General features: G+C 39.7%; 21 protein-coding genes. All 21 read left to right on the plus strand.

Going from position 1 to position 20,709, the window contains the following annotated elements; translation table 11 throughout:
* Positions 1–32: 32 nt before the first annotated feature.
* The 21 genes from sucC (at position 33) to ABID56_RS01105 (ending at position 20,685) form a co-directional block, all read left to right on the plus strand.
* Complete coding sequence (sucC, locus tag ABID56_RS01005) at positions 33–1,193, plus strand: ADP-forming succinate--CoA ligase subunit beta (RefSeq protein WP_354218528.1); 1,161 nt, start codon at positions 33–35, stop codon at positions 1,191–1,193.
* 16 nt (positions 1,194–1,209) lie between these two features.
* Positions 1,210–2,112 (plus strand): succinate--CoA ligase subunit alpha, encoded by a 903-nt coding sequence (gene sucD / locus ABID56_RS01010; RefSeq protein WP_354218529.1) that lies wholly within the window; start codon positions 1,210–1,212, stop codon positions 2,110–2,112.
* A gap of 73 nt (positions 2,113–2,185) precedes the next feature.
* Positions 2,186–3,079: a DNA-processing protein DprA gene (gene dprA / locus ABID56_RS01015; protein ID WP_354218531.1), complete on the plus strand. Its 894-nt coding sequence runs from the start codon at positions 2,186–2,188 to the stop codon at positions 3,077–3,079.
* A gap of 760 nt (positions 3,080–3,839) precedes the next feature.
* Positions 3,840–5,915 (plus strand): type I DNA topoisomerase, encoded by a 2,076-nt coding sequence (gene topA, locus ABID56_RS01020; protein ID WP_354218532.1) that lies wholly within the window; start codon positions 3,840–3,842, stop codon positions 5,913–5,915.
* A 248-nt stretch (positions 5,916–6,163) separates the two neighbouring features.
* On the plus strand, positions 6,164–7,063 hold the full coding sequence (gene xerC / locus ABID56_RS01025) for a tyrosine recombinase XerC (protein ID WP_354218533.1): 900 nt from the start codon (positions 6,164–6,166) through the stop codon (positions 7,061–7,063).
* A gap of 15 nt (positions 7,064–7,078) precedes the next feature.
* Complete coding sequence (gene hslV, locus ABID56_RS01030) at positions 7,079–7,642, plus strand: ATP-dependent protease subunit HslV (protein WP_354218534.1); 564 nt, start codon at positions 7,079–7,081, stop codon at positions 7,640–7,642.
* A complete protein-coding gene (gene hslU / locus ABID56_RS01035) occupies positions 7,642–9,033 on the plus strand; it encodes an ATP-dependent protease ATPase subunit HslU (protein WP_354218535.1) in 1,392 nt (463 codons plus the stop codon). The genes hslV and hslU overlap by 1 nt, the downstream gene beginning before the upstream one ends.
* Before the next feature lie 15 nt (positions 9,034–9,048).
* Positions 9,049–9,828 carry a GTP-sensing pleiotropic transcriptional regulator CodY gene (gene codY / locus ABID56_RS01040; RefSeq protein WP_354218537.1) on the plus strand — a complete coding sequence of 260 codons (780 nt, stop codon included), beginning with the start codon at positions 9,049–9,051 and terminating at the stop codon, positions 9,826–9,828.
* Positions 9,829–10,054: 226 nt separating this feature from the next.
* Entirely contained in the window at positions 10,055–10,435 is a 381-nt protein-coding gene (flgB, locus tag ABID56_RS01045) for a flagellar basal body rod protein FlgB (RefSeq protein WP_354218538.1), read from the plus strand.
* Between the two features lie 2 nt (positions 10,436–10,437).
* Positions 10,438–10,893, plus strand: a complete 456-nt coding sequence (flgC, locus tag ABID56_RS01050) for a flagellar basal body rod protein FlgC (RefSeq protein ID WP_354218540.1) — start codon at positions 10,438–10,440, stop codon at positions 10,891–10,893.
* Between the two features lie 10 nt (positions 10,894–10,903).
* Entirely contained in the window at positions 10,904–11,218 is a 315-nt protein-coding gene (gene fliE, locus ABID56_RS01055) for a flagellar hook-basal body complex protein FliE (protein ID WP_354218541.1), read from the plus strand.
* Between the two features lie 43 nt (positions 11,219–11,261).
* Entirely contained in the window at positions 11,262–12,845 is a 1,584-nt protein-coding gene (gene fliF, locus ABID56_RS01060; RefSeq protein ID WP_354218542.1) for a flagellar basal-body MS-ring/collar protein FliF, read from the plus strand.
* Between the two features lie 18 nt (positions 12,846–12,863).
* A complete protein-coding gene (gene fliG, locus ABID56_RS01065) occupies positions 12,864–13,877 on the plus strand; it encodes a flagellar motor switch protein FliG (RefSeq protein ID WP_354218544.1) in 1,014 nt (337 codons plus the stop codon).
* On the plus strand, positions 13,870–14,613 hold the full coding sequence (fliH, locus tag ABID56_RS01070) for a flagellar assembly protein FliH (RefSeq protein ID WP_354218545.1): 744 nt from the start codon (positions 13,870–13,872) through the stop codon (positions 14,611–14,613). Before fliG ends, fliH begins: the two co-directional genes overlap by 8 nt.
* Before the next feature lie 6 nt (positions 14,614–14,619).
* Complete coding sequence (gene fliI, locus ABID56_RS01075) at positions 14,620–15,942, plus strand: flagellar protein export ATPase FliI (protein WP_354218546.1); 1,323 nt, start codon at positions 14,620–14,622, stop codon at positions 15,940–15,942.
* Positions 15,939–16,379 carry a flagellar export protein FliJ gene (gene fliJ, locus ABID56_RS01080; protein ID WP_354218548.1) on the plus strand — a complete coding sequence of 147 codons (441 nt, stop codon included), beginning with the start codon at positions 15,939–15,941 and terminating at the stop codon, positions 16,377–16,379. Before fliI ends, fliJ begins: the two co-directional genes overlap by 4 nt.
* 11 nt (positions 16,380–16,390) lie before the next feature.
* Positions 16,391–16,972, plus strand: a complete 582-nt coding sequence (locus ABID56_RS01085) for a MotE family protein (protein ID WP_354218549.1) — start codon at positions 16,391–16,393, stop codon at positions 16,970–16,972.
* Positions 16,973–17,006: 34 nt separating this feature from the next.
* Complete coding sequence (locus ABID56_RS01090; RefSeq protein ID WP_354218551.1) at positions 17,007–18,506, plus strand: flagellar hook-length control protein FliK; 1,500 nt, start codon at positions 17,007–17,009, stop codon at positions 18,504–18,506.
* Positions 18,507–18,508: 2 nt separating this feature from the next.
* A complete protein-coding gene (flgD, locus tag ABID56_RS01095; protein WP_354218553.1) occupies positions 18,509–18,973 on the plus strand; it encodes a flagellar hook assembly protein FlgD in 465 nt (154 codons plus the stop codon).
* Positions 18,966–19,346: a TIGR02530 family flagellar biosynthesis protein gene (locus tag ABID56_RS01100; protein ID WP_354218554.1), complete on the plus strand. Its 381-nt coding sequence runs from the start codon at positions 18,966–18,968 to the stop codon at positions 19,344–19,346. The genes flgD and ABID56_RS01100 overlap by 8 nt, the downstream gene beginning before the upstream one ends.
* A gap of 82 nt (positions 19,347–19,428) precedes the next feature.
* Positions 19,429–20,685, plus strand: a complete 1,257-nt coding sequence (locus ABID56_RS01105; protein WP_354218556.1) for a flagellar hook-basal body complex protein — start codon at positions 19,429–19,431, stop codon at positions 20,683–20,685.
* Positions 20,686–20,709 lie beyond the last annotated feature (24 nt).

The following is a 20,709-nucleotide window of genomic DNA, read 5'->3' on the forward strand; positions in this document are numbered from 1 at the left end:
TATTGCAGTGACTTTTGATGGGAGGATGTAACATGAACATTCATGAGTACCAAGCGAAGGAAATTTTCCGTTCTTACAACGTTGCTGTCCCTAACAGTAAAGTCGCATTTTCAGCAGATGAAGCTGTCGAAGCGGCGAAAGAATTAGGTTCAGATGTAACGGTTGTTAAGGCACAAATTCACGCTGGTGGACGTGGTAAAGCAGGTGGTGTCAAGATCGCCAAAAGCTTAGATGACGTTCGTGAATACGCAAATGAAATTTTAGGTAGCACGCTAGTAACACACCAGACAGGCCCAGAAGGTAAAGAAGTAAAGCGTTTACTGATCGAAGAAGGCTGTGACATTCAAAACGAATACTATATTGGTGTTGTAATGGACCGTGCGACATCTAGTGTCGTTATGATGGGGTCTGAAGAAGGCGGTACAGAAATTGAAGAAGTAGCCGCTGAAACGCCTGAGAAGATTTTTAAAGAGGTCATTGACCCGGTAACAGGTCTTATGCCATACCAAGCACGTCGTTTGGCGTTTAATATTAATATTCCTGAAGAGTACTTAGGCAAAGCAGTTAAGTTCATGATGAGCTTATATGACGTTTTCGTCCAAAAAGACTGCTCAGTAGCAGAAATTAACCCACTTGTGACAACAGGTGATGGTGAAGTATTAGCGCTTGATGCGAAATTAAACTTTGACGATAACGCGTTATTCCGTCAAAAAGATGTCGTTGATTATCGCGACCTAGATGAAGAAGATGATAAAGAAATTGAAGCTTCTAAACATGACCTTAGCTACATTGCTTTAGACGGTAATATCGGTTGTATGGTTAATGGTGCAGGTCTTGCGATGGCGACAATGGATATCATTAAACATTATGGCGGCGAACCAGCGAACTTCTTAGACGTTGGCGGTGGCGCAACAGCTGAAAAAGTAACTGAAGCGTTTAAGATCATTTTGTCCGATGACAACGTTAAAGGCATTCTCGTCAACATCTTCGGTGGTATTATGAAGTGTGACGTCATTGCTGAAGGTGTTGTAGAAGCAACGAAACAAATCGGCTTAGAGATTCCGTTAGTCGTTCGTTTAGAAGGTACCAATGTCGAACAAGGTAAGAAGATTCTAGACGAATCAGGCTTAAACATCACGTCAGCAGATTCAATGGCTGATGGCGCTGAGAAGATTGTATCTCTAGTAAAATAAGAAAGGACGGACGAAAATGAGCGTTTTTATTAATAAAGACACAAAAGTATTAGTTCAAGGTATTACAGGTGGAACAGCTCTTTTCCACACGAAACAAATGCTTGACTATGGTACGCAAATTGTCGGAGGTGTCACACCAAAAAAAGGTGGCACTGAAGTAGAAGGTGTACCTGTATTCAATACAGTAGAATCAGCAGTTGCCGAAACAGGCGCGAATGCTTCTGTTGTTTACGTACCTGCTCCTTTTGCGGCAGATGCGATCATGGAAGCTGTTGATGCTGAACTTGACTTAGTTATTTGTATTACGGAACATATTCCGGTACAAGACATGGTTAAAGTGAAGCGTTATATGGAAGGTAAGAAAACACGTTTAGTTGGACCTAACTGCCCAGGTGTTATTACACCAGATGAGTGTAAGATTGGTATTATGCCAGGTTACATCCATACGAAAGGTCATATCGGTGTTGTGTCACGTTCTGGTACATTGACATATGAAGCTGTACATCAGTTATCTGAAAACGGCTTTGGTCAATCAACAGCTGTCGGTATCGGCGGTGACCCTGTAAACGGAACGGACTTTATCGACACATTAAAAGCATTTAATGAAGATCCAGATACTGAAGCGGTCATTATGATTGGTGAAATCGGTGGTACTGCTGAAGAAGAAGCAGCAGAATGGATCAGAGATAATATGAACAAACCAGTCGTCGGCTTTATCGGTGGTGCAACAGCGCCTCCAGGAAAACGTATGGGTCACGCTGGTGCGATCATTTCAGGTGGTAAAGGAACAGCGGACGAAAAAATCCGCGTTATGAATGAATGTGGAATCAGCGTTGCGTCAACGCCAGCTGTCATTGGCGAAACAATGATCGACACATTAAAAGAAAACAACCTTTACGACAAATGTAAAACTCATTAATAAATAGTTGAGTTGGGCGCCTTTTTGGCTAGCCCAACTCAATTTATATCATATTTAATAGGAGTGATCTTTATTGCATGTTAAGCAATCATTTTTATTATTTCTTATCCTCGAAACCCGCCTTATGAAACGACAACTTCTTTCCCGCTACCTTTTGGAACATAGTCATTTAGACCCACTGCTTGATGCGTCATCGACTGAATTATCTTTGATTTTTTCCTTACCGACAGAACAAGCTTCAAAACTTAACCATCTTCTGCATGATGAACGATATAAGCAACAAATGTGGCAACGTTTTTGTAATTTGTCTGTCATAACGTGGTTTGATTCGTCATATCCTGACTCTCTACGATTAATCCCAGATCCACCCCTAATTCTTTATTATCAGGGTAACCTCAAGTTATTAGCTACTCCGATGATTAGTGTGATCGGTTCACGCACCCCTTCTCAAGATGCAGAACAAAAAATTTCCTATATATTAAAAGAGTTAGTGAAACATCAGTTTACGATTGTGAGTGGCATGGCTAAAGGTGTTGATGGGTTGAGTCATGAATTTGCTTTAAAACAAAAGATAGGCACAATCGCTGTATTAGGCTTTGGTTTTAATTATATTTACCCCGCACGTCACCGCGAATTATTTCAAAGAATATCAAAGAATGGTCTCATCCTATCTGAATATCCACCCGAAACGAGAGCGCAAAAATGGCATTTCCCTGAACGGAATCGAATCATCAGTGGTTTATCCCGTGCAACGTTAATTGTTGAAGCTGCTGAAAAAAGTGGAACGATGATAACGGCAGATCAAGCGCTCGAACAAGCCAAAGATGTCTTTGTAATACCAGATTCTATTTTCCTACCCCAAGCAAAAGGTTGCCATCGCTTACTTCAAGAAGGGGCGATACCAGTGACAGCGCCTGAACAATTAATTGAGTATTTATCATCAGGCGCCTGGATTCATTCAACTTGATACACCTTTTCAAAAACCACCAATCATTCAATTTAAATTTAAACCTCTGTTAAAGTTTAGTGTTGATTTTCGATTCATTCAGCACTGAGTTGTTGAATTGTGAGAAGCGAAGGTGGCGACTCCTGGTCGACTAAAAGCGGTCACGTCCTGCGCCTGCGAGTACTCGGCGCAGAATTAGTCAAGGAAGCTTATGAAATCAGCTTTTGTGACCAACGTCGACATTAGACCGTCCGGGTCGTCACGGGAACAGCGCGAAGGCGCACAGGACGTGGGTCACTTCGGCGTTCGGACAGGACGTCCGGTACTTAGCCGAAGTTCCTTTGTCCCCCGAGGGATGCACCTGCGTCTTCTCGTATCGCTTCTAAGCAGGCTTCCTCGGTGCAAGTTGCAAGGAAGCATATTCGATGAGGTTGCCTGGCTCGAGCCGTGCCCGCGGTCGACTAAAAGCGGCCACGTCCTGTGGCCAACGTCGACACTAGACCATCCGGGTCGTCGGAAAGCGTCCACCGAAAGCGGAGCACAATTCAACAACGGATTCCAACAAACCCTAACTTAAAAATTCTCTTTTATTGTGATAGTATCAGCTCTTAATTATTTCTTTTGTCGAACATTTTTTCGTTTAAGCGTTTGACAAATGCTTATAAGTTATTTAATAATGAATGAGATTAAGATAGAATGTAAACGATTTAACCCATCAACTCAAACTTTAAAACAAATAAAAGAAATGAAAAGAGAAAATACCTCGTAGGAGGAATCGCAGATGTCAGATTATCTAGTCATTGTAGAATCACCAGCCAAAGCGAAAACAATTGAACGTTATTTAGGAAAAAAATATACGGTCAAAGCATCGATGGGCCATGTTATTGATTTACCCAAAAGTAAAATGGGAGTCGATGTTGAAAACGATTATGAACCTAAGTATATTACGATTCGCGGAAAAGGTCCTGTTCTAAATGATTTAAAAAAATCAGCGAAAAAAGCGAAAAAAGTTTATCTCGCAGCCGACCCTGACCGTGAAGGTGAGGCGATTGCGTGGCATTTATCACATAGTTTAGGCATTGAAGAAGGTACGAAATGCCGCGTTGTGTTTAATGAAATCACAAAGGATGCTATTAAGGAATCATTTAAAGAGCCACGTGAAGTCGATATGGATTTAGTGAATGCACAACAAGCTCGACGCGTTTTAGACCGACTTGTAGGTTATAACATTAGTCCATTACTTTGGAAAAAAATTAAAAAAGGCTTAAGTGCTGGTCGTGTTCAGTCCGTCGCAGTTAAGCTAATCATCGACCGTGAGAATGAAATTAACAATTTTGAACCAGAAGAATATTGGTCAATCACGTCACAATTTACACATAAGCGGAAGAAATTTGAGGCGAAATTTCACAGTGTAGACGGTGAAAAGAAAGACTTAAAGAATGAAGAAGATGTCCAAACCATTGTGAACCGTCTCAATGGCGATGTGTTTGATGTTGACAAAGTGAACAAACGTGAACGCAAACGTAATCCATCACCACCCTTTACGACGTCATCGCTACAACAAGAAGCTTACCGAAAACTGAATTTCCGAGCTAAAAAGACGATGATGGTTGCGCAACAATTGTATGAAGGTATTAACCTTGGAGGCAAAGAGGGGACAACAGGTCTTATCACGTATATGAGAACGGATTCGACGCGTGTATCCAATACAGCTAAGAAAGAAGCTGCTGATCTTATTGAAGCGAAATTTGACCAACAGCATTTAGGTAAACAAAAACAAGCCAAAAATGATGAGCGATCTCAAGATGCACACGAAGCGATTCGTCCAACGGCTATTCACAAAGAACCGACAGCGATTAAACCGAAGTTGTCTAATGATCAGTACAAGCTTTACAAGTTAATTTGGGAACGATTCATCGCTAGCCAAATGGCGCCAGCTGTATTAGATACAGTCACTGCTCATTTATTAAATGAAGGTGTCGAGTTTCGTGCAACTGGCTCTCAAGTGAAATTTAAAGGCTTTATGGAAATCTATGTTGAGAGCGAAGACGATAAGAAAAAAGACGAGCAAAAAATGTTACCGCCATTAGAAGAAGGCGACCAAGTGAAAGCTGAAGACATTACACCAAATCAACATTTCACGCAACCACCACCTCGTTATACTGAAGCTCGTTTAGTACGTACACTTGAGGAAAAAGGTATCGGGCGTCCATCAACCTATGCGCCTACTCTCGATACGATTCAGCGACGTGGTTATGTTGCGTTAGATAATCGCCGATTTGTTCCTACCGAATTAGGAACAATTGTGATCGATTTATTAGAACAATATTTTCCAGAAATTATTAACGTTCAATTTACCGTTGATATGGAAAATAATTTAGACAGTGTAGAAGACGGTGACAAGAATTGGCGTAAGGTTATCGATCAATTTTATCAAGATTTCGAAAAACGCTTGGAAAAAGCAGAAGAAGAAATTGAAAAAATTGAAGTCCGTGACGAACCAGCTGGTGAAAACTGTGAGAAGTGCGGTCACGAAATGGTTTATAAAATGGGCCGTTATGGTAAATTCATGGCTTGCTCTAACTTTCCGGACTGCCGTAATACGAAACCGATATTGAAAGAAATCGGTGTCGACTGTCCGCGTTGTGAAAAAGGGAGCATTGTTGAACGTAAAACGAAGAAAAATCGAACATTTTATGGTTGCGATCAATATCCTGAATGCGAATTTATTTCGTGGGACAAGCCGATTCAGCGACCGTGTCCAAAATGCGCATCGCTTATGGTTGAGAAAAAACAAAAGAAAAGTACTCAAGTTAAATGTACAGAATGTGACTACAGCGAGACAGAACAATCGTAATGAATTGAGAGCTAGTTAAAAAAGACTAGCTCTTTTTGTATATTTTTCAAACAAATTGAGAAAGATGACAATAGTTAAGTATTTTAAATTGACACACAATTTCACTTCGTATAAAATTTGATTTTGGCGCTATGAAAATGCGTGCAAATAGGCGATGAACAAATTGTGACACCTTTGTCAAATTTGTTGTATTATTTTGAAAAGTTTGATAAAATCTAAATTGGTCAATAGACGTAGGAGGGGGTTGTATGACAAATCAACAATTAATGCATGATTTTAATCAATTTTTAAACGTTGAGCGAAATGCCTCTTCATACACGATTGATCAATACCAAGCTGACTTACAGCAGTTTCATATGTTTCTAGAGCATGAACAGATAGAAGATTTTACGCATGTTAAGCATTCAGATGTTCGTCTATACTTGACACAATTATACGATCAAGGGTTAAGTCGTGTGTCTGCTTCACGTAAGTTATCAAGCTTAAGAACGTTTTATACCTTTTTAGAAAAGGAAGGGCTTGTAGGTGTGAATCCGATTGAGTATGTATCAACCCCTAAAAAAGATCGGAAAATACCGCAATTTTTTTATGAGGAAGAACTTGAGAAACTGTTTGAAACAGAAGATTTAAGTATGCCTTTAGGTCAGCGTAATCAAGCGATTATAGAGTTGATGTATGCAACTGGTGTGCGTGTGAGTGAACTTGTTCAAATAACGATTGGCGATATTGATTTTTCACTAAACACCGTTTTAGTACATGGAAAAGGGATGAAACAACGTTACATACCGTTTGGTGCTTATGCTGAGAATGCATTGCGGCAATATTTGCGTGATGGTCGGCTTCAACTTCAAGCAAAATCGGATCATGAATGTGATGATGTTTTTTTGAACCATCGCGGGGCACCATTAACTGATGAAGGCGTACGTTATATTTTAAATGATGTTATGAAACGAGCAGCATTAACGAGTTCAATTCATCCTCATAAGTTGCGGCACACATTTGCGACGCATTTATTGAACCAAGGTGCTGACATGCGTTCGGTTCAGGAGTTGCTCGGACATGAAAGTTTATCGTCAACTCAAATTTATACTCACGTCACGAAAGATTATTTACAAAATATTTATAACAATGCTCACCCAAGAGCATAACGAAAGAGGGATAAGATGGAACAATCGTTTCATGCGACGACGATATTCGCTGTTCGACACCAAGGGCAAGCTGCGATGTCAGGTGACGGGCAAGTAACGTTTGGCAATGCAGTTGTGATGAAACATAAAGCTAAAAAAGTGCGCCGGTTGTACCACGGTCAAGTGTTGGCAGGTTTTGCTGGTTCAGTGGCTGATGCCTTTACGCTATTTGAGAAATTCGAAGGTAAGTTAGAACAATTTAACGGTAATTTGAGCCGATCAGCAGTAGAGTTGGCAAAGGAATGGCGGAGCGATAAAGTATTACGCCGCTTAGAAGCAATGTTAATTGTCATGAATGCTGACAAAATGTTGCTCGTCTCAGGAACAGGTGAAGTGATAGAACCAGATGATGATATTTTAGCCATAGGTTCTGGTGGTCATTATGCTTTAAGTGCAGGACGAGCATTAAAACGCTATGCGGATAATCAAACGGCTAGCAGCATCGCGCAAGCAGCCCTTGAAATGGCGAGTGAAATCTGTGTTTATACAAATGATGAGATCGTATTGGAAACATTAGATGATAAAGGAGATTCTGAATAATGAGCACTAAAGCTACGCCGAAACAAATTGTTGAACAACTCGACCAATATATTATCGGTCAAACTGATGCAAAGCGTGCCTTAGCTGTTGCACTCCGAAATCGCTTTCGTCGTATGCAGTTATCAGGTAGTATGCGCGATGAAATTGTACCGAAGAATATTTTAATGATCGGGCCAACGGGTGTTGGTAAAACAGAGCTTGCTCGTAGACTTGCAAAATTAGTCGGCGCCCCGTTTTCAAAAGTGGAAGCCACGAAATTCACAGAAGTCGGTTATGTAGGACGCGATGTTGAATCGATGGTACGTGATTTAGTTGAAACAAGTGTCCGCATGGTTCGCGAAGAGAAAATGCTTGAGGTTCAGACAAAAGCACGTGAAGCAGCGAATCAGCGGTTAGTCGATTTAATGATGCCTAGTAAAAAGAAACAATCTGCCCAGTCCAAAAACCCTCTCGAGATGTTGTTTAATCAACAGCAACAGGAAACGGAAGAGGATTCTGAAGAAGAGGCAAACAAAGCAGATAAACGTAGACAACTAAAGGCACAATTAGAACAAGGACAATTAGAAGAAAAGACCGTTACGATTGAAGTGGAAGAGCAACAATCATCCATGTTTGATATGTTACAAGGTTCGGGTATGGAACAAATGGGTATGAATATGCAAGATGCCTTAAATCAATTTATGCCAAATAAAACGAAAAAACGTAAATTACCAGTGAAAGATGCACGTGAAGTGTTAACTCAAATGGAAGCTGAAAAACTCATCGACATGGATGAAGTTCATCAACTTGCGATTGAACAAGCAGAACAGTCGGGTATTATTTTTATTGATGAGATTGATAAAGTTTGCGGTCAAGACAATAAGCAAGCAAATGTATCCCGTGAAGGCGTGCAGCGTGATATTTTACCAATCGTTGAAGGTTCGACGATTATGACGAAGTACGGCGCTGTTAAGACGGACTATATGCTTTTTATTGCAGCAGGTGCGTTCCACACAGCAAAACCGTCAGATTTAATTCCGGAATTACAAGGACGTTTCCCGATTCGTGTCGAATTAAATAAATTAGTGGTCCAAGATTTCATCAATATACTGACTGAACCATCTAATGCGATCATTAAGCAATATACCGCATTATTGGAAACGGAAGGTATTAATGTTGTCTTTACAGATGAAGCGATTGAGCGGATTGCTGAAATTGCATTTGAGGTTAACCAAGATACGGATAACATTGGCGCAAGACGTCTTCATACGATTATGGAGAAATTGTTAGAAGATTTATCCTTTGAAGCACCTGATATTACGATGGAACAAATAGATATTACAGCGCACTATGTTGATGACAAACTCTCATCCATCGTTAAAAATAAAGATTTATCAGAGTATATCTTATAATTAGGAGGAATAAAGATGAATTTATTAGAAAAAGCACGAGTTATTAATGCAATGCTCCAAAAAACACAAGGTAAGGCTGTGAACTTTAATGATATGTCAGCAACACTACGTGATGTCATTGGGGCGAACATCTTTGTGTTAAGTCGTAAAGGTAAGTTATTAGGGTTTGCGATCAAACAGGAAATCGAAAATGAGCGAATGAAGTCCATGTTAGAAGAACGTCAATTCCCAGAAGAATATACAAATAATTTATTTAGTATTCAAGAAACAACAGCAAACATTGATATTGATAGTGAGTACACAGCGTTCCCGGTTGAAAATAAAGAGTTGTTCAAAGATGGTCTAACAACTATTACACCAATCATAGGTGGTGGCGAACGTTTAGGGACGCTTGTTCTTAGCCGCATTGAAGAGTCGTTTGATAACGATGATTTATTGTTAGCTGAATACGGTGCAACGGTTGTTGGTATGGAAATCTTACATCAGAAATCCGAACAAATCGAAGAAGAAGCGCGTAGTAAAGCTGTGGTGCAAATGGCGATTAATTCATTATCGTACAGTGAACTTGAAGCGATTGAACATATCTTTAACGAGTTAGATGGTAATGAAGGGTTACTTGTTGCGAGTAAAGTAGCTGATCGCGTAGGTATTACACGTTCTGTTATTGTGAACGCGTTACGTAAGTTGGAAAGTGCCGGTGTCATTGAGTCACGATCACTCGGTATGAAAGGGACTTACATCAAAGTATTAAATGATAAATTTCTTGTCGAATTAGAAAAAGTGAATATGTTATAATTCATGATAAAAGGCTAGCCGTTTATGACGACTAGCCTTTGTTTTGTTTTTATAACATACTTTAGTCCTAGGTATACATATTCCTAATTTGATAATATCGACAAAATCTCTAAAAGTTTAATAGAAACTGTGTTATTTTTCGTAAAAATATGCAATAATATAAGAAAATTAAGCACCTTATAAGTTATAACTATTCGAAAACCTTTTAACAGAGGTGGGGGTTTAAATGAATTTATTCGGTCAAACGATCAGTAATTTAGAACAAGGGTTAAATTATTCATCAGTGAAAAACCAAACTATCGGAAATAACATCGCTAATGTTGATACGCCAGGGTATAAAGCGAAAGATGTTTCATTCAAAGATCATTTAAATGCTGCTAGTTTTGATGCTAGACAAACGAACCAGCGACACATTTCGTTTTCAGGACAAGAACCATCTTTTAACATCTCCGCTCGACAAGATGCGACATACAACCATAACGGTAATAGTGTTGATATTGACAAAGAGATGAGTGAATTAGCTAAAAACCAAATGTATTATCAAGCATTAACAGAACGTATAAACGGTAAATTTAGTTCGATTAAAACAGCTGTAGGAGGCAGATAAACATGAGTATTTTTGACGGTTTAAATGCAAATGCAAGTGCTTTAACAGCCAATCGTTTCAAAATGGATGTCGTCTCATCTAATATTGCGAATGCGAATACAACACGCGCTGAGCAAAATGAAGACGGCGAATGGGTACCGTATCGCAGAAAGATTGTGTCACAAGAATCACGCGGTGCTAGTTTTGATTCATTTTTACAAAAATCATTAGGACGCAGTGATAATCCTGGTCAAGGTGTACGAATTAATTCAGTTGAAGAAGATCAGTCACCATTCAAACAAGTTTATCAACCGTCTCACCCAGATGCGAATGAAGATGGCTATGTCCAAATGCCTAACGTTGATCCATTAGAAGAAATGTTAGAGCTTATGTCTACATCACGTTCATACGAAGCGAACGTAACGGCATTAAACGCATCGAAGGGTATGATGATGAAAGCATTAGAGATTGGAAGGTAAGGTGGTTTAGATGAAACCAATTGATCCGCAATTTTTTACTCAAGCAACAGCAAGCTTAAACCCACAACAAACACAACAAAACCAAGTAACGGCAAGTGATGTGCAACAAGGGTTTGCTAATGAATTAAAAAATGCGATTAACAAAGTGAATTCAGCACAACAAGCATCTAACCAACAAACAAATGCACTTGTTAACGGCGAAGCAGATAATTTACATAACGTCATGATCGCCGCAGAAAAAGCAAGTGTCACATTACAAACGGCAACTGAGATGCAAAACAAAGCAGTTGATGCTTATAACAAAGTGATGCGAATGCAACTATAATTACAAGTCTAGATGAAGATTTTCTGAGAGTCGGAGGACTACAATGAATGAAACAGTACAAACATATAGGAATCGAATAACAGAATTTTGGAAATCGAGAACAACTCCTCAGAAATCGCTCATTGTTGGGGGTACATTAGGAGCTATTATTCTATTAGTGTGGCTTACGATTTTTGCTACATCACCGAATATGGTTCCTTTATACAGTAATCTTTCCATGCAAGAGGCTGGTAACTTGCGTGAGGAACTACAATCGCAGGGGGTACCACACGAAATTGAAAATGGTGGGACAACCATACTAGTTCCTGAGCAACAATCTGATGAGTTGTTAGTTGATTTAGCCGCTCAAGGTATTCCAGACAGTGGTAATATCGATTACTCGTTTTTCAGCGATAATGTGTCATGGGGTATGACCGACGAAGAACGGCAAATCATTGAACGTGACGCATTGCAAACAGAATTATCGAATTTAATCACCAATATCTCTGGTATTTCTGGGGCAAAAGTGTTGATCAACGAAGCTGAAGAATCAGTGTTTGTGGCGGACCAAACAGGTGAATCATCCGCATCGATCACGATTGAAACGGATTATGGTAGTTCGTTTGATCAAAGCCAGGTCCAGAGTCTATACCACTTAGTATCCAAAGCGGTACCGAACTTAGAACCAGAAAACATTGCGATTATGGACCAAAACTTCAACTATTATGACCTTGAAGGCGGAGGTTCCGGCGCAAGCAGTACATACGCAGAGAACCAACAGATCAAAGATGATATCGAACAAGATATTCAACGCGAAGTCCAACAAATGCTAGGAACGATGATGGGACAAGATCAAGTCGTCGTTTCGGTTACATCAGATATTGATTTTTCACAAGAAAACCGTGTTGAAAACCTAGTTGAACCTGTTGATATGGAGACAATGGAAGGGTTACCCGTTAGTGTTGAACGTGTAACAGAAACCTATACAGGTTATGATGCTGGTGATTTAGTTGATGGAGAAGGTGATATTCCAGAATTACCAGCTGTCATTGAAGACGGGGAGGAAGTATCGGATTACGAAAACACGCGCGAGACAATTAATAATGAATTTAACCGTGTTCGTCGCGAAATTGCCGAAGCGCCATACGAAATTCGCGATCTTGGTATTCAAGTAGCTGTCGATAATACCGTGGAGAACGAAAATGGTGAAGTTGTTGAATTGACAGATGAAGAACAACAAGCATTAGAAACGGATATTCAATCTATTTTAGGTACAATTGTCCAAACATCAATACCTGAACAAGAAACAGCAATTAATCCAGAAAATAAATATTCTATCGTATTTCAAGAATTTAATGGAGCACCAGAATTCGAGGGAGGTACACCAGGTATACCAACTTGGATGTATATCGCTGGAGCTGCTTTAGTATTAGTTGTGGTTATTTTACTCTTTATTCTTATGCGAAACCGCAATCGTGGGGAAACAACTGAAGAAGTTGTTGAAACACGAAAGCCTCAAGAAGAACGCGATTACACTATTGAACAAGAAGAAACCGAAGCTGACGTAAGACGTAAGCAACTTGAGCAAATGGCCAAAGATAAGCCAGAAGATTTTGCTAAGTTACTTCGTTCATGGATCGATGAGTAAAGGGGGAGTCAGGTTTCTATGACTGCACAAAAGAAAGAATTATCAGGTAAACAAAAAGCGGCAGCGCTCCTCATTTCTTTAGGTCCAGATGTTTCTGCTGAAGTATATAAACATTTGACTGAAGAAGAAATTGAGCAATTAACATTAGAGATTTCATCTGTTAAAAAAGTCGATTCCGAGCAAAAAGATGAAATCATGGATGAATTCCACCAAATCGCCATTGCGCAAGATTATATTGCGCAAGGTGGTATTAATTACGCGAAAACAGTACTAGAAAAAGCGCTCGGTGACGATCAGGCAGGTAAAATCATTGATCGATTAACGACATCACTCCAAGTGAGACCATTTGATTTTGCCCGCCAAGCAGATGCTGGACAAATATACAATTTTATTCAAAATGAGCATCCACAAACGATTGCGTTGGTGTTGTCTTATTTAGATCCAGAACAGTCGTCGCAAATATTATCTGAGTTATCAGAAGAACACCAATCAGATATTGCAAGACGTATAGCTGTTATGGAATCGACGTCACCTGAGATTGTGAATGAAGTGGAGCATTTACTCGAAAAGAAACTATCGACAACAGTGACAGATGATTACACCGAAACAGGTGGTATCGAATCGATTGTTAACATACTAAACAGTGTTGATCGAACAACTGAACGAACTATTTTAGATGATTTAGAAGTGCAAGATCCTGAACTTGCTGAAGAGATTAAGAAACGTATGTTTGTCTTCGAAGATATCGTGACATTGGATAACCGTGCTATTCAACGCATTATCCGCGATACTGAGAACGAAGATTTAATGTTAGCGTTAAAAGTTGCCAGTGATGAAGTAAAAAATATGCTATTTAGCAACATGTCAAACCGCATGTCTGAAACGATGAAAGAAGAAATTGAATTTATGGGACCTGTCAGGTTAAAAGATGTTGAAGAAGCACAAACACGAATTGTCGGCACGATTCGCCGACTAGAAGAAATGGGTGAAATCGTCATTGCGCGTGGCGGAGGTGACGATATCATTGTCTAACCTTTATCGATTATCACAAATTGATAAGACAAAAAAGATTCAGCTAAAACCAATTGATCTACCGGAAGAACCTGTTGAAGAAACAGAAGACGAAACAGAAGTTGATTATGATGCATTAGCGCAAGAAAAAGTTCAAGAAGCAGAACAGAAGCTTGAAGATGCACAACAGCAAGCCGATCAAATGATTCAAGATGCGAGGGCACAAATTGAACAAGAGCGGGAACAGTTTGAAGCAGAAAAGCAAAAAGCATTAAATCAAGCACATGAACAAGGCTATCAAGATGGCTTTCAGCAAGGTGAAGGTCAATTTAATGACTTAATTAATCAAGCTACACAAGCTGTTGAACGAGCACAATCTGATTACCATAATAAAGTGCAGGCTGCAGAAGAAACGATTTTGTCGATTGCAGTTAAATCAGCTGAGAAAATACTGCATCAACAATTACATGAAGATGAATCCCGTTTTCTACCAGTCGTTCAAGAAAGTATCGAAGACGTATCAGATCAACCTGAAATTAAAGTGTATGTTCACGTAAACCAATATCAACTATTACTTGATCGTAAACAAACATTACAACAATTGTTAAACCAGTATACGACTCTATCAATCTACCCGAAGAAAACGATGGATGAATATGGTTGTGTGATTGAAACTGAACAAGGCCAAATTGACACCTCAATTGACACCCGCCTAAATGAGCTGAAGCGAACGTTAATTGAGGATATAGAGGGGTAAACGTATATGGTGGTTGAAGATATTTTAAATCGAATTGAACAAGCGGATATTGTCAAACGGTACGGGCGTGTTAATCGTAACGTAGGATTATTGATTGAATCAAAAGGTCCTGAAGCCAATATGGGTGATGTGTGTTATATCTATACAGACCAGCAAAAATCGCAATACGTTAAAGCAGAAGTTGTTGGATTCCAAGAGCAACACGTTTTGTTGATGCCTTATGAACAGACAAACATGATTGGCCCTGATAGTTTAGTCGAAACATCACATCAGCCGTTACACGTTCAAGTTGGTGATGAACTGATTGGCCGCGTATTAAACGGTTTAGGCGAACCACTTGATGACCAAACGTTACCGACCAATTTAGATAGATTTAATATCGAACAAAAACCACCGAACCCTTTATCGCGGGCACCGATTGACCAAGTTGTCTCAACGGGAGTCAAAGCAATCGACAGTTGTATAACGGTCGGAAAAGGACAAAGAATTGGTATTTTTGCGGGAAGTGGCGTTGGTAAAAGCACCTTGCTAGGAATGCTTGCGAAAAATAGTGATGCCGAGATAAACGTTTTCGCCTTATTAGGTGAGCGTGGTCGTGAGGTCCGTGAGTTTATTGAACATGACTTAGGTCCTGAAGGGTTAAAGCGTTCAATTATTATCGTTGCTACATCCGATCAGCCCGCATTACAACGTATCAAAGGCGCTAGTACAGCCACAGCTGTTGCGGAGTATTTCCGAGACCAAGGCTATCATGTGAACTTAATGATGGATTCATTAACGCGTATTGCCATGGCACAACGTGAGCTCGGTTTAGCTAGTGGCGAACCACCGACAACTAAAGGCTATACACCAAGTGTTTTCGCCTTACTACCACAGCTGTTAGAGCGAACAGGGCCAGATGAGGCGGGTAGTATTACCGCTTTTTACACGGTTTTAGTCGATGGGGATGACATGGATGAACCGGTATCTGATGCTGTACGAGGATTACTTGATGGACACCTTGTATTAGACAGGCAATTGGCAGAACAAGGACAATATCCAGCGATTAATATTCTGAAATCAGTCAGTCGTTTGATGCAGAAGATCGTCAGCCAAGAACACCAACAATTAGCACAGCGTGTCCGTTCGTTATTAGCCATTTATGAAGAAAACCGTGAACTAATTCAAATCGGCGCGTATAAAAATGGTTCCTCGTCAGACATTGACGAAGCAATCTTTTATTATCCGAAAATCATGCAATTTTTGTCACAACAGATGGATCAAGTTGTTACAGCTGATGAAACATTTAAACAACTTAAAACCCTTTTCCGAAACGGTGATATGTCATGAGTGATATAAAAGCATTTGAAAAACTGTACCAAGTCCGGGAACAGGAATTAGATGATGCCAGGTTAAATTATGACCGTGCACTTGACCACTTTGAACAAGAAGCGACAAAGCTATATGACCTTCTAAAATCAAAAGAAAATGTTCAAGCGCAGTTGGAGCATCATGTGTCATCTGGTATAAAAGTTGATCAGATGGCAGGCTATTATAATTATTTAAGTATGTTAGAGCAACAAGAAGGGTCGCTACAAAAGAAAGTTCATCAAGCACGACTGAACATGTACAAAAAACAAGACGCTGTTCAAGAAGCCCATCAAGAAGTGAAAAAGATTGATAAAATCATTGAGCATAAGAAAGAACAGCAACGAGAATTAGATAAACAAGCTGAAGCATCCTTTTTAGATGAAATCGCAGTCCAGCAATATTCTAGAGTGAAGTAAAAGGTGATCAAATGGCTACAGGTCAAAATAAAGAAAATGCGAGCAAATTGCAATGGTTTTTATTCGTTATCGTGATACCAATCATTTTTGCAGTCACACTTGTCTTAATCATTGCAACATTTGCTGGTGTGAATCCGATCGAAAAAGCAAGAGAATACGGTAGTCAAATGCCAATTGTTAATTCATTTGTGACAAGTCCTGAAGAGGAGAATTATGAAGAACAGTTAGCCAATTACGAAGCGACCGTTCAAGATCAAGAAGCAACGATTAGTGAACAAGAGGCGACGATTAATTCTCAAACGCAAGAAATTGAAGAATTAAATGCTCAAATCGCTCAATTGCAAGAACAGTTAGAAGAAGATCAAAATGACCAAGCTTCTCGTGATGAGACGGTGTCACGTCTAACACGATCGTTTTCGGAAATGGACGCTACCCGAGCGGCGGAAGTCATGACTGAAATGGAACAAGCAGTCGTCTTAGATGTGTTAGCACAAATGAATGACACAGCACGAGGTTCCATATTAGCAGAAATGGACCCCGAATTAGCTGCCAATTTATCGAACGCGCTTGTCCAGCGATCTAACGCTGAATAAGTAATATCTAATTCCTTTGAAAGGGGGTGAAAATATGAATGGACTCGTCACAATGATGCCAACAGTACAAAATCAGCCGATGACAAATGCTGTGAGTAGTAAATCGTCTGGTGGCCAAGGCTTTAAAAACATGTTGCAAAATTTATCCGGTCAAGATGGACTTAAGTCTATGTCTAGTGGTGAGACAATGTCTGAAAGTGATGTCAAAGCCCTGCTTGCAAAAGTACAACAAGCACTTGATTCAGGAGATGGTGATTTAGCATCGTTAGTCAGTCAATTATCAGAAGGTGAGCTTTCACAACTTGTGAACACGATCAACCAACTCATGACTGATTCAGGATCGTTTATGACGGAATTATCCGGTGAGCAACTGAACGCTTTAGGCCAACTTTTACTAGAGTCGCACCAACAACTATCAAGTGAAACGTCATCTAGCCAACTAACAGATGTTTTAAAGCAATTACAGAATGAAACAAATGGTCAGTTGAGTGACTTGAGCCAAGATGAATTAACGAACATGATTAAAGGCATGGATGGTGTTAGCCTAGATCAGTTAGGGTTATCCGCTGAAGACTTGCAAAACCTTTTAGCAAAACTTGAGATCAGTGGTGCCCAATCGATTACAGAAGATCAGGTTCAGCAATTACTCGCATCTATGCAAGAGCAAAATATGAGTCAATTTGTCTTAAACGGACAAACCATGAACTTACAACAAGTTGAAACGATGGTGTCTAATGGTCAAAATCAATTGCAACAAACGGAACAAGCTTTAGCACGCGTGATCGCTGCCTTGTTCGGTCAGCAACAAAACATGACATCAAACCAACAATCAGGTTCAAACGAAAAATGGCAGCAATTATTACAACAATTACAACAACAATTGAATAAACAAAATCTCAATCAACCGTCGTTACAACACCGTCAAGATGTCACCGCTATTCGCCAAAATTTATCACAGATATTGAATGGTTCATCTAGCGACCAATCGATGCAAACCGTTAAACTCGATACATTGTTTGGCGACAACAATCAAATGTCAAAAATCGAACAATACACGATTCATTTATCTCGAGCTACTGGACAGCAATCGTCAGGACAAACGAGCAACCAACAGCAAATGATTGAACAATTACAGAAGATTATCCAATCATCTAACTTTGGTCGTGCAAATGGCGCAAACAATGTAACGATTCAGATGAAACCGGCTAATTTAGGTCAAATGACACTTCAATTCATGCAAATTGACGGCCAAATGGCAGTGAAGATTTCGGTTATGTCACAAGCTGCTAAAGACATGCTAGAAGGCAACTTGAATCAACTAAGACATATGTTCCAACCACATCAAGTCGTGATTGAACGTCAAGTTGATCAAACCAACACCGATTTCACGAAACAACATTTAAATGATGAGCAAAATGAAGATCAGGAAGGACAACTGTTTGAAGAGGAACAGTTTGATAACAGTCCAGATGAAGATGATGTCGTTGAAGAACCTCTGTCATTCCGAGATCTACTCATTAATGAGGAGGTGTAAATATGAAAATTGATGAGTCTTTAATGTTACAAAGCCAGAACAAACAACCGATTCAACAACAAGGCGATCAAGGATTAGGTCGTGATGCTTTTTTAGAAATATTAATGACCCAGTTAACGAACCAAAACCCATTGGATCCGATGAAAGATAAAGATTTCGTCGCGCAAATGGCAACCTTTTCTGAGTTAGAACAATCTACTAACATGGCTGAAAGTATTGAGAAGATGGCAGAAAATCAAGGTTATTCAGATTTTCTTCAAATGTCTAACTTAATCGGTCAATCAGTTAATTATGAAAAAGAAAACAGTGACGGTAATCTAGAAGAAATCACACAAACGGTGCAATCGGTTCGTAAAGGCGAAGACGGAATTGTCGTTGCATTAGAAAACGGTGATGAAATCAATTCTGACCAAATCATCCAAATTGGCCAAACCAATGATGGAAGTGATGGTGGAACAAATGAATAAAATCAATCCGGTTTATCATCAACAGCCATTACCATTACCGACAAAACCAAAAACCGAACCAACTCAAGGTCAATCGTTTAAGTCGGTTTTAGAACAACAAGTAGCTGGTGAAGGGATTAAGGTGAGCAAACACGCTCAAAAACGTTTAGATGAACGTCAAATTGACATTAGTGACCAACAATGGTCACAAATTGAAAACAAAATGAATGAAGCGAAAGAAAAAGGCGTCACAGATTCAGCGATTATTACGCGTGATGCCGTGTTAATCGCCAGTACAAAGAATGATACGATCGTCACAGCGATGAACCGTGAAGAAGCATCGAGTCAACTGTTAACAAACATTAACGGAACAATCGTTTTACAAGACGACTAACGGCTGGACCTAACGGAAGCCGTTCAAACTGCTGACTGACTGAAGCAGTTCAATTACACGAGAAGGAAAGGATGAACGATACATGATACGTTCTTTATACACAGGAATTTCCGGCATGAGCGGGTTCCAAGAAAAACTAGATGTCACATCCAATAACATTGCGAACGTGAACACATTTGGTTTCAAAAAAGGTCGTCAAACATTTTCTGACTTAATGAGCCAAACGACACAAGGTGCCACAGCTCCTGCTGAAGGAGGCCAAATAGGTGGTCAAAACCCAATGCAAGTTGGTCTTGGTTCAAACACAGGAAGCATTGACAACATCCATACACAAGGTAACCGCCAAACGACAAACCGTCCGCTTGACTTAGCGATTGAAGGCGACGGCATGTTTGCGGTAGCGGAGAGAACGTGGTCAACAGAACCTGACAACTTTTTAGATGTGTTAAATGATGTAGGGATGATTGTAGAAAATGATGACGATGATTTCGTTGCTGGAGAAGACTTAGTAGATTTGTCTGATGGTGATTTTGATTATGATGGTGACGTTGAAAACCTAGAAGATTTTGAAATTTCCTTTGCAGTTGATGGGGATGTAGATTTAGATGATACGGATTTAGATGTTGACGGTGATGAGGTTACTTTGACGTCACTTGATGATGCTAAAACACTATCACAACTCATTGATAATCAAAATGATGAAAATGGAACTTATGATGATCTCATTACACAATTAGATTCGTTTATTGACCAAGGTGATAAATCAGTATCGCTAGAACAAGATAACGTTATGTTCACACGTGCTGGTAATTTCTATCTTGATGAAGAAGGTTACATGGTTAATGCTAATGGTCAATATTTACTTGGAGATACCAATACGAATTTAACGAACGATGAAGGAACTGGAGTAACAAATTATGATGGTGAAGACACTCTTAATTCACCTGGACGTATTCAAATTCCAGAGGGTGCTCAAAGCTTTAACATTGCTGCTGATGGTACTGTGAATTTCGTTGATTCGAACGGACAAGCTCGAGTTGCAGGCCAAGTGATGTTAGCTAACTTCTCAAATGCTGAAGGGTTAACAAAAGCTGGTAGTAATAACTTTACTGAAAGTGACAACTCCGGATTAATGGAGGATGGCGAAATCGGGTTCTTAAACTCTCCTGGTAACGGCGGAACGGGTAACCTATACGCTGGTGCATTAGAAATGTCAAACGTTGACTTATCAGAAGAGTTCACGTCGATGATTACAGCACAGCGTGGTTTCCAAGCAAATACACGTGTGATTACGACATCTGATGAGATCCTTCAAGAATTAGTAAACCTAAAACGATAAGGAGGAAAGGGGCTAACGTCGCTT

Origin of the sequence: Alkalibacillus flavidus (genome assembly GCF_040545925.1) — a bacterium.
Lineage (GTDB): Bacteria > Bacillota > Bacilli > Bacillales > Alkalibacillaceae > Alkalibacillus > Alkalibacillus flavidus.